14 protein-coding genes are annotated in these 13090 nt (G+C 35.5%); 4 read left to right on the top strand and 10 right to left on the bottom strand.

All coding sequences use genetic code 11. The features are described 5' to 3' along the window. Positions 1-32: 32 nt before the first annotated feature. Positions 33-542: a peptidylprolyl isomerase gene (locus tag CDA10_RS02885; protein ID WP_089604015.1), complete on the bottom strand. Its 510-nt coding sequence runs from the start codon at positions 540-542 to the stop codon at positions 33-35. A 165-nt stretch (positions 543-707) separates the two neighbouring features. Between CDA10_RS02885 and CDA10_RS02880 the strand changes: the two genes are divergently transcribed. Both CDA10_RS02880 and CDA10_RS02875 read left to right on the top strand, forming a co-directional pair. After that, positions 708-2429 carry a glutamine--tRNA ligase/YqeY domain fusion protein gene (locus CDA10_RS02880; protein ID WP_089604014.1) on the top strand — a complete coding sequence of 574 codons (1722 nt, stop codon included), beginning with the start codon at positions 708-710 and terminating at the stop codon, positions 2427-2429. 201 nt (positions 2430-2630) lie between these two features. After that, positions 2631-3074 (top strand): SRPBCC domain-containing protein, encoded by a 444-nt coding sequence (locus CDA10_RS02875; protein ID WP_089604013.1) that lies wholly within the window; start codon positions 2631-2633, stop codon positions 3072-3074. Between the two features lie 94 nt (positions 3075-3168). On the opposite strand, the gene CDA10_RS02870 is transcribed toward CDA10_RS02875, so the two are convergent. Continuing rightward, positions 3169-3705: a lecithin retinol acyltransferase family protein gene (locus CDA10_RS02870; protein ID WP_089604012.1), complete on the bottom strand. Its 537-nt coding sequence runs from the start codon at positions 3703-3705 to the stop codon at positions 3169-3171. Positions 3706-3909: 204 nt separating this feature from the next. Here CDA10_RS02870 and CDA10_RS02865 point away from each other — a divergent pair, with 204 nt between their 5' ends. Further along, positions 3910-4665: a phosphodiester glycosidase family protein gene (locus tag CDA10_RS02865; protein WP_089604011.1), complete on the top strand. Its 756-nt coding sequence runs from the start codon at positions 3910-3912 to the stop codon at positions 4663-4665. 89 nt (positions 4666-4754) lie between these two features. Here the strand turns inward: CDA10_RS02865 and CDA10_RS02860 are convergent, their stop codons facing one another. The 6 genes from CDA10_RS02860 to CDA10_RS02835 all read right to left on the bottom strand — a co-directional run bounded on the left by CDA10_RS02860 (position 4755) and on the right by CDA10_RS02835 (position 9859). Next, complete coding sequence (locus tag CDA10_RS02860; RefSeq protein WP_089604010.1) at positions 4755-5000, bottom strand: hypothetical protein; 246 nt, start codon at positions 4998-5000, stop codon at positions 4755-4757. A gap of 195 nt (positions 5001-5195) precedes the next feature. Next, entirely contained in the window at positions 5196-6437 is a 1242-nt protein-coding gene (locus CDA10_RS02855; protein WP_089604009.1) for an OmpP1/FadL family transporter, read from the bottom strand. A gap of 269 nt (positions 6438-6706) precedes the next feature. Further along, positions 6707-6937: a hypothetical protein gene (locus tag CDA10_RS02850; protein WP_089604008.1), complete on the bottom strand. Its 231-nt coding sequence runs from the start codon at positions 6935-6937 to the stop codon at positions 6707-6709. A 246-nt stretch (positions 6938-7183) separates the two neighbouring features. Then, a complete protein-coding gene (gene trmA / locus CDA10_RS02845; RefSeq protein WP_089604007.1) occupies positions 7184-8266 on the bottom strand; it encodes a tRNA (uridine(54)-C5)-methyltransferase TrmA in 1083 nt (360 codons plus the stop codon). A 152-nt stretch (positions 8267-8418) separates the two neighbouring features. Continuing rightward, positions 8419-9318 (bottom strand): LysR family transcriptional regulator, encoded by a 900-nt coding sequence (locus CDA10_RS02840; RefSeq protein ID WP_089604006.1) that lies wholly within the window; start codon positions 9316-9318, stop codon positions 8419-8421. Positions 9319-9430: 112 nt separating this feature from the next. Beyond that, positions 9431-9859 (bottom strand): guanosine-3',5'-bis(diphosphate) 3'-pyrophosphohydrolase, encoded by a 429-nt coding sequence (locus CDA10_RS02835; protein ID WP_089604005.1) that lies wholly within the window; start codon positions 9857-9859, stop codon positions 9431-9433. A gap of 121 nt (positions 9860-9980) precedes the next feature. On the opposite strand from CDA10_RS02835, the gene CDA10_RS02830 reads away from it, so the two are divergent. Beyond that, positions 9981-10307 carry a hypothetical protein gene (locus CDA10_RS02830; protein WP_089604004.1) on the top strand — a complete coding sequence of 109 codons (327 nt, stop codon included), beginning with the start codon at positions 9981-9983 and terminating at the stop codon, positions 10305-10307. A 21-nt stretch (positions 10308-10328) separates the two neighbouring features. Here CDA10_RS02830 and ppk1 read toward each other — a convergent pair whose 3' ends face one another. Together ppk1 and CDA10_RS02820 are read right to left on the bottom strand one after the other, a co-directional pair. Then, positions 10329-12419 carry a polyphosphate kinase 1 gene (gene ppk1 / locus CDA10_RS02825; protein ID WP_089604003.1) on the bottom strand — a complete coding sequence of 697 codons (2091 nt, stop codon included), beginning with the start codon at positions 12417-12419 and terminating at the stop codon, positions 10329-10331. Between the two features lie 186 nt (positions 12420-12605). Next, the gene (locus CDA10_RS02820; protein WP_089604002.1) at positions 12606-13076 is read right to left on the bottom strand and encodes a hypothetical protein; all 471 of its coding nucleotides are present in this window, start codon (positions 13074-13076) and stop codon (positions 12606-12608) included. Positions 13077-13090 lie beyond the last annotated feature (14 nt).

The raw sequence follows: 13090 nt of genomic DNA, 5'->3' as shown, positions 1-13090 counted from the left end.
CTCTTTTATAAAGAGGGATTTAGGGAGATTAATTATTCCGAAATGATTTTCGCAGATTCGATCACAACATTTTCTAAAGGAACGTCAGCGTGATAACCACGGTTACCTGTACGTACACCTTTGATCGCGTCAACGATGTCTAAACCTTCTGTTACTTTACCAAATACTGCATAACCCCAACCTTGAGCTGTTTTACCCGTGTGGTTAAGGAAAGAGTTATTTTTCACGTTAATGAAGAATTGAGCAGATGCAGAGTGAGGCGCTTGAGTACGAGCCATTGCAACCGTACCTTCATCGTTACTTAAACCGTTGTCAGCTTCGTTTTCGATTGAATCACGAGTTGCTTTTTCTTTGAAGTTTTCATCCATGCCGCCGCCTTGGATCATGAAACCTTCAATAACACGGTGGAAGATTACGCCATCATAAAAACCATCACGAACATACTCTAAGAAGTTAGCGACTGTTTTAGGCGCTTTTTCAGCATTAAGTTCAAGAACAATGCGTCCTTTGTTGGTGTTTAATTCGACTTGAGGAAAACTCATTCTATAATCTCCTAATCATGACAAAAAGCCATGGGTTTATGGTTGAGAGAAGCATAAGCAAACTGTAAACTACATAGCAAGCAAAAACGCTATTTTCTTTGTTAATATTTCCAGAAAAGCGTTTTTATTTATCTTATTTTAACTTTTAAAAGTGATTTATCAACTATGAAGCCAAATGATGTTGTTTCAGAACTGCCAAAGAACCCGACAACCAGTACTACACCTGTCGATGCTGTGCAGCAAGAACAACAGGCAGGCTTGGACTTTGTACGTCAAGTTATTACTGACGATTTAGAAGCAGGACGTACTCAAACGGTTGTTACACGTTTCCCACCTGAGCCAAATGGTTATTTGCATATTGGTCATGTTAAGGCAATTTGCTTAAACTTTGGGATTGCAGAAGAATTTGAAGGTTTATGTAATTTACGTTTTGACGATACAAATCCTGATGCTGAAGAACAAGAATATGTCGATGGTATTGCCAATGATGTGAAGTGGTTGGGTTTTGACTGGAATGGCGAACCTCGTTATGCATCGAGTTATTTCGATCAGTTACATACTTGGGCGATTCAATTGATTAAACAAGGTGATGCTTATGTCGATTTGCAATCACCCGAAGAGATTCGATTAAATCGTGGTAACTTCGTAGAACCGGGTAAAAATTCTCCATACCGTGATGCGTCTATAGAAGAAAATCTGACTCGTTTTGAACAAATGAACAATGGTGAATTAGGCGAGGGGCAAGCTGTTTTACGTGCCAAAATCGATATGACATCACCAAATGTGCATATGCGTGATCCAATTTTGTATCGTGTACTTCATTCTGAACATCACCAAACAGGTGATAAATGGAAGATGTACCCAATGTATGACTATGCTCATCCATTGTCTGATGCAATTGAAGGGATTACCCATTCACTCTGTACTTTAGAGTTTCAAGATCACCGTCCATTCTACGACTGGATTGTTGAAAAAGTACATTCTAAAGCTGTGCCACGTCAGTACGAATCAAGCCGTTTAAATATTGATTACACCATTACCTCTAAACGTAAATTACGTAAATTGGTTGAAGGTAATCATGTCAATGGTTGGGATGATCCGCGTATGCCAACAGTTGTAGGCATGCGTCGTCGTGGTTTTACCCCTGAAGGTTTACGTGATTTTTGTAAGCGTGTTGGTGTGTCAAAGACTGATGGTATTGTGGATGTTGCAATGCTTGAGTTCTGTATTCGTCAATCGCTTGAAAATACAGCAGCACGTGGCATGGCTGTGCTTAATCCATTAAAAGTGACGTTGACCAATCTTCCTGAAGATATGGACTTAACTCACGCGCGTCATCCAAATGTAGATATGGGTGATCGTGTTATTCCTTTAACTTCTGAAATTTACATTGATCGTAAAGACTTCGAAGAAGTTCCACCGAAAGGCTTTAAACGTTTAATTCCAGATGGTGAAGTACGTTTACGCCATGCTTATGTGATCAAATGTGATGAAGTGATTAAGGATGCCAATGGTGAAGTGATTGAATTGAAATGTTCAATCGATCCTGAAACTTTAGGTAAAAATCCTGAAGGTCGTAAAGTCAAAGGGGTGGTTCATTGGGTTTCTGCAACAAAGGGGATTCCTGCGGAAGTTCGTATCTATGACCGTTTATTTACCGAAGAAGCGCCAGATGCAGATGATGATTTCCTCGCAAATCTAAATCCTGAATCATTAAGCATTGTTCAGGCAGTGATTGAGCCTGCATTAGCACAAGCAAAACCTGAAGATCGTTTCCAATTTGAACGAGAAGGTTATTTTGTTGCAGACCAATATGATTATACTGCTGAAAAGCCAGTGTTTAACCGTATTTTGGATTTGAAAGATAGTTTTAAACCTGGGAAATAATTTAGCTTTTTGGATATGAGAACCTCATCTTAGGATGGGGTTTTTTATGCAATGTAAAATCTATAGATTCTCAAAACGATGAGTGATTTAATATTGGCATAATCAATTCCCACCAATATAAAAAGATTAACAAAATCATGTTGGCTAAGTTATTTTAGTTATGGTATCACTTTGTTAATACAATAAATTTGGAGAATAACAATGAACCCAACCATTGAAACCCAAATGCTGATCCGCAATCCAGTCCAAGAAGTTTTTGAAGCTTTTATTGATCCTGAGATTACGCAACGGTTTTGGTTTAATTCTTCTACAGGAAAATTAGAACAAGGGAAAACAGTCACATGGTCTTGGGACAAATATCATGTCGATACGCAAGTCAAAGTATTGAATATTATTGAAAATAAACAAATTCAAATTGTATGGGGTGAGCCTAAGTCGACTGTAGATTTTATTTTTGAAGAAGTTAGCCCAGACAAAACTTATTTACGTATTCGAAATTACGATATTCCACTGCAAGGCGCTGAACTTATTGCCTTTATTATCGATGCTACAGGTGGTTTTACTAGCGTTATTGACAATTTAAAAGCCTATTTAGAACATGGTCTGAGATTGAATTTAATAGAGGATAAATTTCCTCCATTTTAATAGTATTGTTATGATCTTAAATTTGTTTAAATTTTAAATAAAGCTTAGTTCTAAAATAGCGAAGTGGTTTTATGGACTTTGCTCAACTAGGCTTTTATTTTTTAACTTGTTGTTCTTTTAGAGATAAATATGTAGGCAGTTTTAATTTAGCTTGGGCTTTTAGCTTCATTTTGATATAGAGAACGAGTGCAAAACAAGTTGTCGCTAAAGTAAGAAATAAACCATTCATATAGGTCATGATTGAGCTGATATAGCCTATCGTTGTTAAGCGATTCATCATTTTTACAACTTGAGGACTACTTTCAATATCAGTAATCGCCCAGCTACAGAGATGTTCGCAGTTGTTAATAATCAAATGGTAGTTATTTTCATGCATGCGTAAACGCATACGGCGCACGATATGACGACCTTTATATTTAGGTGAATCATAATGGCGAATCGCAATACTTTTGCCATGCGCAAATTTTTCTAAAGATGTGACTTCGATTGGACGCTTTTTAAAAAGATGTGCAAAGCCTGAATAATGAATGACTCGACCTTTTCCTGCATAGATTCCATGATGGCTATAACCAAAATGATTAACGATGAGATGAGCACCTAAAGGATAAGGATATAAGCGTTTTTTCAGCATATTTCACTCAGTTCAAATAAAGTATACACATGTATTTAATTGAAAGGATAAAATCATTATAACTATACCTAAAGAATATGGTAGCGTTTTAATTGAGAATTAAGTAAAAAATTGCAACTAAAGTGATAAATACTATTCATTATGGTTTGCTATGCAAGGTAGAATAATAAAAGTTAAATAATTAAAAGCTTGATTTAGGATTCCATGAATTTAAAAACAATAATTTTGCGTTTAACAGCATTACTCGGAGTGAGTACCTTGGCGATGAATGTTCAGGCCAATACAGATTATATTCAAATCAAACAAGATAAACGCATTATTGCAGATGCTGTGCGTATTGATGATTTGGCGAAACTACAATTATTACTGAAGAATCAACAGGGTGTACCTTATAAAAAGTTTAATGCGATTCAAAAGGCAATGCCTAATTGTAAAATAAGCTTTGCAATGAATGCAGGAATGTATCATGCAAATTTCTCCCCAGTGGGATTATATATTGAACAATTTAAGCAACTGAGTGCATTGAATACCAGTACAAATCAATTTGGTAATTTTTTTCTACAACCGAATGGTGTGGTCGCTTGGAATAAGAATAAAGCGGTGCTTTTAACCACACAGCAGTATGCACAATCCAATTTTAAAGCAAAATTTGCAACGCAATCTGGCCCAATGTTAGTGATTAATCGTGAGATTAATCCAATGTTTAAATCGGACTCAGATTCTTTAAAAATTCGTAATGGCGTGGGTATTAAAAATAATCAGCTCTATTTTGTGATTAGTCGTGAAAAAATCAATTTTTATCATTTTGCGGATATTTTTAAGACACAGCTTAAAGTGGATCAGGCTTTGTATCTCGATGGAACAGTCTCAAGTGCTTTTATTCCAGAAGCTAAACGGCATGATCAGATTTATGATCTGGGGCCGATGTTTGTTTATGGTGAATCTAAGCATTGTGATTAATTTATGACATGAATAAGTTGTATTGGTATCTGAAAGATACAGTCACAGAATATGAATTATGCAACTGTATTTTGAATCGTGTGATCGATCTATTTCACCATACTCAGAATAGATGATTGTGCTTTACAGGTTTGAATCGCTTCATCTTTAGATAAACTTTTGATTTGTTCTTCAAATGCTTTCTTTTGCTCTTTCAGCGCATCTTCTGGAATGCCACTTTGTTTAGCGATTTTTTCCATGTGTTTCCAAGATTCTTCACACTCTTTTGGCATATTGCTACATGCAGTTAAAAGTGTTGCAACAGTGAAGACTGGAATTAAAAGTAAACGTTTCATATTTATATCTCTCAATTTTTTATGTATAGGTTATCGTTAGAACAGCAATTGATTTATAACATAAAAGAAGATCATTTCGATGAATTTGTAATCATTTACTAGAATAAGACGATCGGCTTCTTTTGCCCGATATTGATATAAAGAAGCCGATCGTTCGTCAGTTAACAAAATATATTATCAAAACCTTTCAAGTCATTAAAAGCGATAACCTATTTTCAAACCGTATCCAATCGCGGTATTGTCACTGTAGTCACCTTGTTGCGCTATTTCAGAAGCACCAGGCACAGGAATGTAATAAGTGCCATCTTGAGCGGTAACATCACCAATCCAGAAATATTTAAAACCTGCGGCAATAAAATAATTTGGCGCAGGTGCATATTGAACCCCAAGACCTAATCCCCATCCGCCTTTCGTTGGATTGAGCACAGATGCAGGATCACCAGTGCCAGAATCCCAGCTTACATCTGCTGAAGCACTCCATTGATCTGTAAATTGATGTCCCAAGCCGAGAGTAATACTGTATTGATCTTTTTTATATTCATCGAGATTAAAGCCTTTGGTATATGAACCTTGACTCAACTCTGTTGTCACCAGTTCAGTGAGCGCGCCAAACTGAGTAGGGCGAATCGTCATGTCTTTCCAATTGACCCAACGTGCATTTAAATAAGCCAAAGTGTCTTTATAAACACCTGTTTGAAAGTCTAAATTGACCGACTGTGGTGTTGAAATTTCAGTGTCACTGGATTGAGTGATGATTAGAGGTTCAGAAAATATTGTTTCTTGTGCATCCATTTTATGTTTGATTTTAGAGCGATAGGTGATTGCTGCTTTGAGTGCTATTTCAGGCACTTGAAATGAAGCACCTGCTAACCATCCCATAGCGCTATCTTGTTTCATCTGGGCATCATAGCCATTGAAAATGCTCATGGAATTACCACGTAATGCGACTTTTCCTTTGACTGTCTGATATGCAGCGCCACCGTATACGTTTAGATGAGAACAGGGTTGAAAGCCAAATAACATACTTATATTTTCAGAGCTGACATCAACCTTTGTCCCTTGTTGGCTAATTTTGTTGTCTGAGAATGTATTATTGCTGCGTAACGGATATTCAACTTCAGCACCATAAGGTTGGTCATAAATAAGTCCAAATGAAACTTTGGGTGCAATTTGCAACTTGAGTGCAGCATTATAATATTGAAAAGATTGCGCCATATCACCTGTATTCAAATCGCGGCTATCTGCATTCACAAGATCGGGGCGATCACGTACACGCCCTGAAATATCAGGATCGATGGTTGTTGCATTCACTTCAAAATAATTTTTATCCTCAAGAAAGGCAAATATAGATTGCCCAGATTGATCCATCGCTGCTGAATGGCAATATGTACTTGCGAATATACTTATCATACTGAGAATAAGTGGTCTGGTTTGCATACAGTTCTGTCCTTGAATGTATTTTTGTGATTGCTCAAAAATCTATTTAAATAAAAAGCCAAGCTCAAAATCATTGTTAAGCTTCAGTTTTATTTAAATTTATGGAAATGTTTTAGTTGTTTTAGTGAATCATTTTTGAAATGTTTAAATAAGGGGAAGGCTGACGTATTTACGGGGGGATTTTCGGACAGTATCTATAGTTTTCAAGAACTCAAGACAATAAAAAAGCATCCAGTAAACTGAATGCTTTTCTGTACCATCATCCATGACTATTGAATCGGTGGATGTTGTAATTGGTTGAGTTCTTTCTTACTGAAACCACGTGAGATCAATACTTTTTTAATACCGATAATCACATCTTGATCTGTCGCATTTGATAATGCTAATAAAAGTTGATCATTGGATTTACAAGAACAATCATTTTCAACACATGCAATTTGATTCTTGTGTTCATTTTGCAGTGTATCTTCTGCCATAAACAGCTTTTGCCAAAAACTCATAGAGCCTTTCATATGCAACCTAACATAGTTCGAAATATAATCTTTTTTTTTGAAAATACAAGAGATATGCGTTTAGAGAAGAAGCAATTGGGTATGAAATTGGCAATAATTTTAATTTTCTATCCATGCATTTAAATAGTAATTATAAAATTAATAGATCTCAATGTATTGATATTTATGTATTTAATTTAAATTTACAACAATGCCGAATTGTTTATCGGCATTGTGATTGTTGTAATAAATTGTTTAAATTTTTTCTAAAAGAACACCAGACTCAACATGATGTGTGTATGGGAATTGATCAAACATTGCAAATTTCACGATTTGATGTGTTTTAAGTAAAGTTTTTAAATTGTCATGTAAAGTATCAGGATTACATGAAATATAGAGAATGCGATTAAAACCTTGTAATAGTTTTAAAGTATCATCATCAATTCCTGCGCGTGGAGGGTCTACAAACACGCTGTCAAAATTGTAGCTTTGAATATTAATTTCGGCTTCTTGTAGACGACGGAATTCTCGTTCACCATTATAAGCTTGGGTAAATTCCTCAGCAGAAAGTCGTGCTACTTGGATATTTTCAATGTTATTTTTTTCGATGTTCCATTGTGCGGCATACACAGAGGATTTAGCCAATTCAGTTGCAAGTACACGATTGAATTTTAAAGATAAAGGTAGGGTAAAATTACCATTACCACAATACAATTCGAGTAAATCTTGATTAGATTCCTCTACGCTATCGCATGCCCATTCCAACATCTTTTGGCAGACTTGAGCATTCGGTTGGGTAAAACTACTTTCAATTTGTTTATATTGAAATTTACGGTCAAAAACTTGCAATTCTTCAACCACAAACTCATCACTGATAATAACTTTTTCACCACGGCTGCGACCAATTAATTTGATATTCAGCTTTTCAGCCAGTTGTTTGGCTAAGGTTTCCCATTCTTCAGTTAATGGCGCACGATAAATCAGCGAAACCAGCATTTCACCTTTAAGTGTCGCTAGAAAATGAATTTCAAACAGACGTTTAGAAAGCAGTGTATTATTTTTTAACTCTGCCAATAAGATTGGCATAAGTGTGTTAATACTTTGATCTGCAATAGGAAACTCATCAATACGAACTACAGTTTTTTGCTGATCTGCATCACGCTCAAACATGGCATAGAACATATCATCATCAGTATGCCAAATACGGAATTCTGCACGCATCCGAAAATGTTGCTCAGGTGAAGCAAAAACTTCTAAAGATGGTGGATTGAATTCTGCAAATTGAGTTTGGATTCGTTCAATTTTGGCATCAAGCTGCTGTTGATAAGATGAAGTCATAAAAATCAAGAAAACACTGGAATTAAGCAGTAGCGATGGTATCAAAAATAGGGAAGGATGGACACTCATTCCTGCCCATCTTTGACAATAAAACCAAACGAAATTGTATTTAATTGACGATCAAACGATTAGGATAATAAGTCATAATAGCGTTAATATCGACTTAAATGTTCAACCAAATAATCGATGAAAACACGTACAGCAGGTAGTAAACCGCGACGAGATGGATAAACGGCATGGAAGATACCATGTGGTGCTTTCCAGTCTGGGAGTACACGTACCAATTCACCAGTTAAAGCATAATCATTGGCAATCGTGTCGGGAAGTAAAGCAATACCGCAATTCTGACTGGCCAATTTAGCCAACATCATGAGGTCTGAACCCATTAGAATAGGATTGATTCGGATTTTTTGAGTCTGATTTTGGTCATCATGTAACACCATTTGCTGATCTAAATGTTCATCTACCATACTTAAAATACGATGTTCAGTTAAATCTTCAGGCTTTTTAAGCATTCCGTATTCATTTAAATAGGCTTGGCTTGCAAATAAATGTTGTTCTATATGTGCAAATTTTCGTAATACTAAACTTGGATCATCATCTAAATTGGCACGAACACGTAAAGCGATGTCAAAGCCTTCATTCACAATGTCTACGCGGCGATTACTGACCAAGAGTTGTACTTTAATTTCAGGATAAGTCTTTAAAAAATCAGGTAATATCTTTGAAAGTTCATTTTGTGCAATAGAAACAGGAACACTGACTTTGATCACACCGCGTGGTTGTTCACTTAAATGATCAACTAAATCATGTGCAGACTGCGCTGCATTCATCATCACTTGTGCATGACGATAAATATTCATGCCGATATCTGTTACAGCAAAATGGCGTGAACTGCGTTGAATGAGCCGAACACCTAATTTTTCTTCTAAATTATAGACACGACGACTCAACTTTGATTTGGGAATATCTGTTGCACGTTCAGCTGCACTAAATCCACCATGCTCAACGACTAAGCCAAAACAGTAAAAATCATCTAAATCGGAGAGCATTAATATATTCCATAATTGCAACAATAACTTGTTATTAAACTTGATTGTTGCAAAAAGTCAATTTTAAATTGTGTCAATAAAGTAAACTTAATCAAAAGCCTACACATTAAAACTATACTGTTGCTGTAAGCAGAATGTATTGAACTTTTTTATATTCTTCCAAGCGTAGCCAGTCTTTGGCACTTGGCTGAGGAATCCGTGTTAAATCCATATTATCTGTAACATCTGCAAGTTTAACGACTCTTGCAATTGGATTTTTTACAGCACGATAGGCTGCTTCAATACGAGATTCACCTTCTTTTTTAGTCAGTGCCAAAATTGCATCGACAATAACTTGACTAAATCCTAAAGAAATCAGATCGACTACGGTGGTATCTGTATCCTCTAAAATATCATGCAATACAGCAACGATTTGCTGGTCAGTCGTTTTAACTTTAAACATGAGTCTGAGTGGGTGGAAAATATAGGGTTGTTGAGCTTTATCTTTTTGACCTGAATGTTTACGAGCCGCTAAAGCAATTGCTTTTTCAATTGTTGACATAATATCCTTATCTTTCTTTATAAATATCAAAATCATTAGAGTTATTGAAGCATATGTTTAATACGAGTATTTAATTTTTACAAACTCGTTTAAAATATAATTTTATTTTGTTCCAAACGTTATGCCATTTCAACTGATTACATTAGAAAATTATCAAGAAAATGTTACATGCCCACATTGTCAGCATGCTGTTATTGATTGGAATGAAGAACAATATATTCAGCCGTGTGAACACACATTGTTTATTGCGATGGACTTAGGTTTTGAATATATCTCTGATGAATTTGAAAATACGATGCAACGCAGTGTTGATGAGATCCATGCACATGATGATCAAGGTCTAAATATTTTGAGTGAATTAACCCATTCTACTTATCCTAACTATTTAATTTATAAAATGAGTTTAGGTATAGAAGGGTATTCTCGATATATCGGGTTTACTCAATAAAACCCAATAGCTTAAGTTAATTTAAGCGGTGGTTGGAATCACACGTTGTTGCATTAATATTTGTTGAGCAATATAAGCTTCTTCATCTTTTTTAGGGCGAACAACGTGCCATTGTTCATTGCTGTCCAATTCCCAAGCTCGGGTATTGTCTTTTAAATAATTGAGTAAGCCAAACTCAATAATCTGCTTTTTCAGTTTTTTGTCTTCAACAGGGAAACAAGTTTCCACACGTGAGAATAAATTACGCCCCATCCAGTCTGCACTTGAACAATACAGCTTTTCATCTCCACCATTTTGAAAATAATAAACCCGTGTATGTTCTAAAAAGCGTCCTACGATTGAACGAACTTTAATATTTTCAGACAAATCTGGTATTTGTGGTCTTAAACAGCAAATTGAACGGATAATAAGATCTATTTTAACACCAGCCTGAGATGCTCTATATAAAGCAGCAATCAGTTTAGGCTCAGTCAAAGCATTGACTTTGATAATGATACGTGCAGATTGACCTGATTTTGCGAAAACGATTTGATTTTCAATCAATTGTAGTAATTGAGCATGCAAAGTAAATGGTGCATGGAACATTTTTTTAGACTTTGCCATACGTCCCATACCTGTAAGCTCTTGGAAGATTTTATGTACATCTTCACAAAGATCAGGCTCAGTGCTGAGCAATCCATAATCGGTATACATTTTAGCATTGCCTGCATGGTAGTTCCCTGTACCAAGATGTACATAACGTTTTAATTTTTCACCTTCACGTCGCACAATTAAAATCATTTTGGCATGGGTTTTATAGCCTACAATGCCGTAAACCACGACAGCACCGGCTTCTTGTAAAATATTGGCAACGATAATATTAGACTCTTCATCGAAACGAGCGCGCAATTCAATAATCGCGGTAACTTCTTTACCATTACGTGCAGCCTCAGCCAGAACTTGAACAATTTCCGAGTCTGGGCCACTACGATATAAAGTCTGTTTAATTGCAAGTACGTTTGGATCTTTGGCTGCTTCTTTGAGTAAATTAATCACAGGTTGAAAAGAATCAAAGGGATGATGCAACAACACATCTTGCTTGCTTAATACTTCAAAGATTTTGTGTGGATTACGTAATGCTTTTGGAATGACAGCTTGAAAAGGCTTAAAACGTAATTCTGGAATATCAAAATTTGCGATTAAACGAGTTAAATTCACAGGCCCATTGACCTGATATAAATGTTGCGGATCTAAATCGAATTGTTCTAATAAATAGGAGTTGATCGAGTCTGGACAATTATTGGCAATTTCTAAGCGAACGGCACGACCAAAACGACGAGAAGACAACTCATCTTTTAAAGCGACAGCTAAATCATCTACATCCGCAGCCAGTGTTAAATCAGCATTACGTGTAACACGAAATTGATAACAACCTGTTGCAGTCATGCCTGGAAATAAATCATTAATATGCTGTTGAATAATGGCTGATAATAAAATGTAATGCTCTTCGCCATTGCTTAGTTCATCAGGCAAACGAACAATTCGAGGCAACGAACGTGGAGCAGGGACAATCGCCAATTCAATCTGACGTCCAAAAGCATCTTTACCCTCAAGGGTGACGATAAAATTCAGGCTTTTATTTACCAAACGTGGAAAAGGGTGCGCAGGATCAAGACTAATTGGCGTAACAACAGGTTGAACTTGTTTAAAAAAGTAATTTTTAATCCATTCTAAATGCTTTTTTTGGATGTTGTTGTATTGAATAAATTTAACGCCGTATTCTTCCAACTGTGGCAATAAAACCTGATTCAATGTGTCATATTGGTCTTGAATGGCCTGATGCGTATTTTCAGAAATTTGTTGCAAAATGACTTCATTGGGAATGCCGTCAGGCGCCGTCGTTATACTATTCAGGTCAATTTGTTTCATTAAACCCGCAACACGTATTTCAAAGAATTCATCTAAATTCCTTGAAAAAATAATTAAAAAGTTTAAGCGCTCTAATAGCGGGTGGTTGGTATCTTTTGCTTGCGCTAAAACTCGTAGATGAAATGCTAGAAGTGAAATTTCACGATTTATATAGGTTGTTGAACTGTGTTGAAAACTGTTTAAAGCGGGCATGATCTGCGTCATTTGAAACTATCTAAAAGACTTTGTAGGCATAGTAAGATTTCAATATGACAGAATGGTTAAATATTCAGGCATACTGAAAACTAATCGATTTTAAATGGTTAAAAAATATTAATTTTTAAATACAATAATTTAGCAGAATATGCAATTAGTCGAATGTATGAGACAACAAAGCCAATAGGTGATCAATTAAAACTTACATTGGTTATTGTTAATTTTAAGTTCATAACTTTTATGATCTGAAACCAATTTCATTTTCACATAATAAGGATTTTTTCTTTGGAATTCGTTCTCAAATATTAAATCACAGTTTTCAATCATACTTTTGATCAGTAAGCTTTGAATCTGTTCTTTTCCAACACTATTTGCGAATTGATTAAAATCTGCTGATGTAATAATTCCTTGTAGATCAATATGATCATGAAATAAATCGATCTTTTCAATGAGCGTATTTTGGTCAATTTGCACAGGTAATACACGTGAATCTTCTTCACTCAACGCAGTTAATACATCATTTAAGTTCTTTTTATCTTTAATTTTATAATTTTGATCGATCAAATTTTTCTGAACCAAATAATTGTCGAGTTCAGTTGCATGGGTAGACATTGAGAAAAGAACAAATAAAGTGACTGAAATTTGAGAAATTATTTTGAAATTCATTGGAATAATACACT

The sequence above is a fragment of the Acinetobacter piscicola genome, from assembly GCF_002233755.1.
Taxonomy (GTDB): domain Bacteria; phylum Pseudomonadota; class Gammaproteobacteria; order Pseudomonadales; family Moraxellaceae; genus Acinetobacter; species Acinetobacter piscicola.
Note: the sequence above shows the minus strand (reverse complement) of the source record. Positions and strands in the feature narration are given on the sequence as shown.

What these genes read in the sequence shown, in the direction of transcription:
- ppk1 (WP_089604003.1), bottom strand. Translation starts at nt 12,419, where the DNA reads ATGACGCAGATCATGCCCGCTTTAAACAGTTTTCAACACAGTTCAACA.
- CDA10_RS02855 (WP_089604009.1), bottom strand. Translation starts at nt 6,437, where the DNA reads ATGCAAACCAGACCACTTATTCTCAGTATGATAAGTATATTCGCAAGT.
- CDA10_RS02860 (WP_089604010.1), bottom strand. Translation starts at nt 5,000, where the DNA reads ATGAAACGTTTACTTTTAATTCCAGTCTTCACTGTTGCAACACTTTTA.
- CDA10_RS02850 (WP_089604008.1), bottom strand. Translation starts at nt 6,937, where the DNA reads ATGAGTTTTTGGCAAAAGCTGTTTATGGCAGAAGATACACTGCAAAAT.
- trmA (WP_089604007.1), bottom strand. Translation starts at nt 8,266, where the DNA reads ATGACTTCATCTTATCAACAGCAGCTTGATGCCAAAATTGAACGAATC.
- CDA10_RS02820 (WP_089604002.1), bottom strand. Translation starts at nt 13,076, where the DNA reads ATGAATTTCAAAATAATTTCTCAAATTTCAGTCACTTTATTTGTTCTT.
- CDA10_RS02870 (WP_089604012.1), bottom strand. Translation starts at nt 3,705, where the DNA reads ATGCTGAAAAAACGCTTATATCCTTATCCTTTAGGTGCTCATCTCATC.
- CDA10_RS02840 (WP_089604006.1), bottom strand. Translation starts at nt 9,318, where the DNA reads ATGCTCTCCGATTTAGATGATTTTTACTGTTTTGGCTTAGTCGTTGAG.
- CDA10_RS02885 (WP_089604015.1), bottom strand. Translation starts at nt 542, where the DNA reads ATGAGTTTTCCTCAAGTCGAATTAAACACCAACAAAGGACGCATTGTT.
- CDA10_RS02880 (WP_089604014.1), top strand. Translation starts at nt 708, where the DNA reads ATGAAGCCAAATGATGTTGTTTCAGAACTGCCAAAGAACCCGACAACC.
- CDA10_RS02830 (WP_089604004.1), top strand. Translation starts at nt 9,981, where the DNA reads ATGCCATTTCAACTGATTACATTAGAAAATTATCAAGAAAATGTTACA.
- CDA10_RS02865 (WP_089604011.1), top strand. Translation starts at nt 3,910, where the DNA reads ATGAATTTAAAAACAATAATTTTGCGTTTAACAGCATTACTCGGAGTG.
- CDA10_RS02875 (WP_089604013.1), top strand. Translation starts at nt 2,631, where the DNA reads ATGAACCCAACCATTGAAACCCAAATGCTGATCCGCAATCCAGTCCAA.
- CDA10_RS02835 (WP_089604005.1), bottom strand. Translation starts at nt 9,859, where the DNA reads ATGTCAACAATTGAAAAAGCAATTGCTTTAGCGGCTCGTAAACATTCA.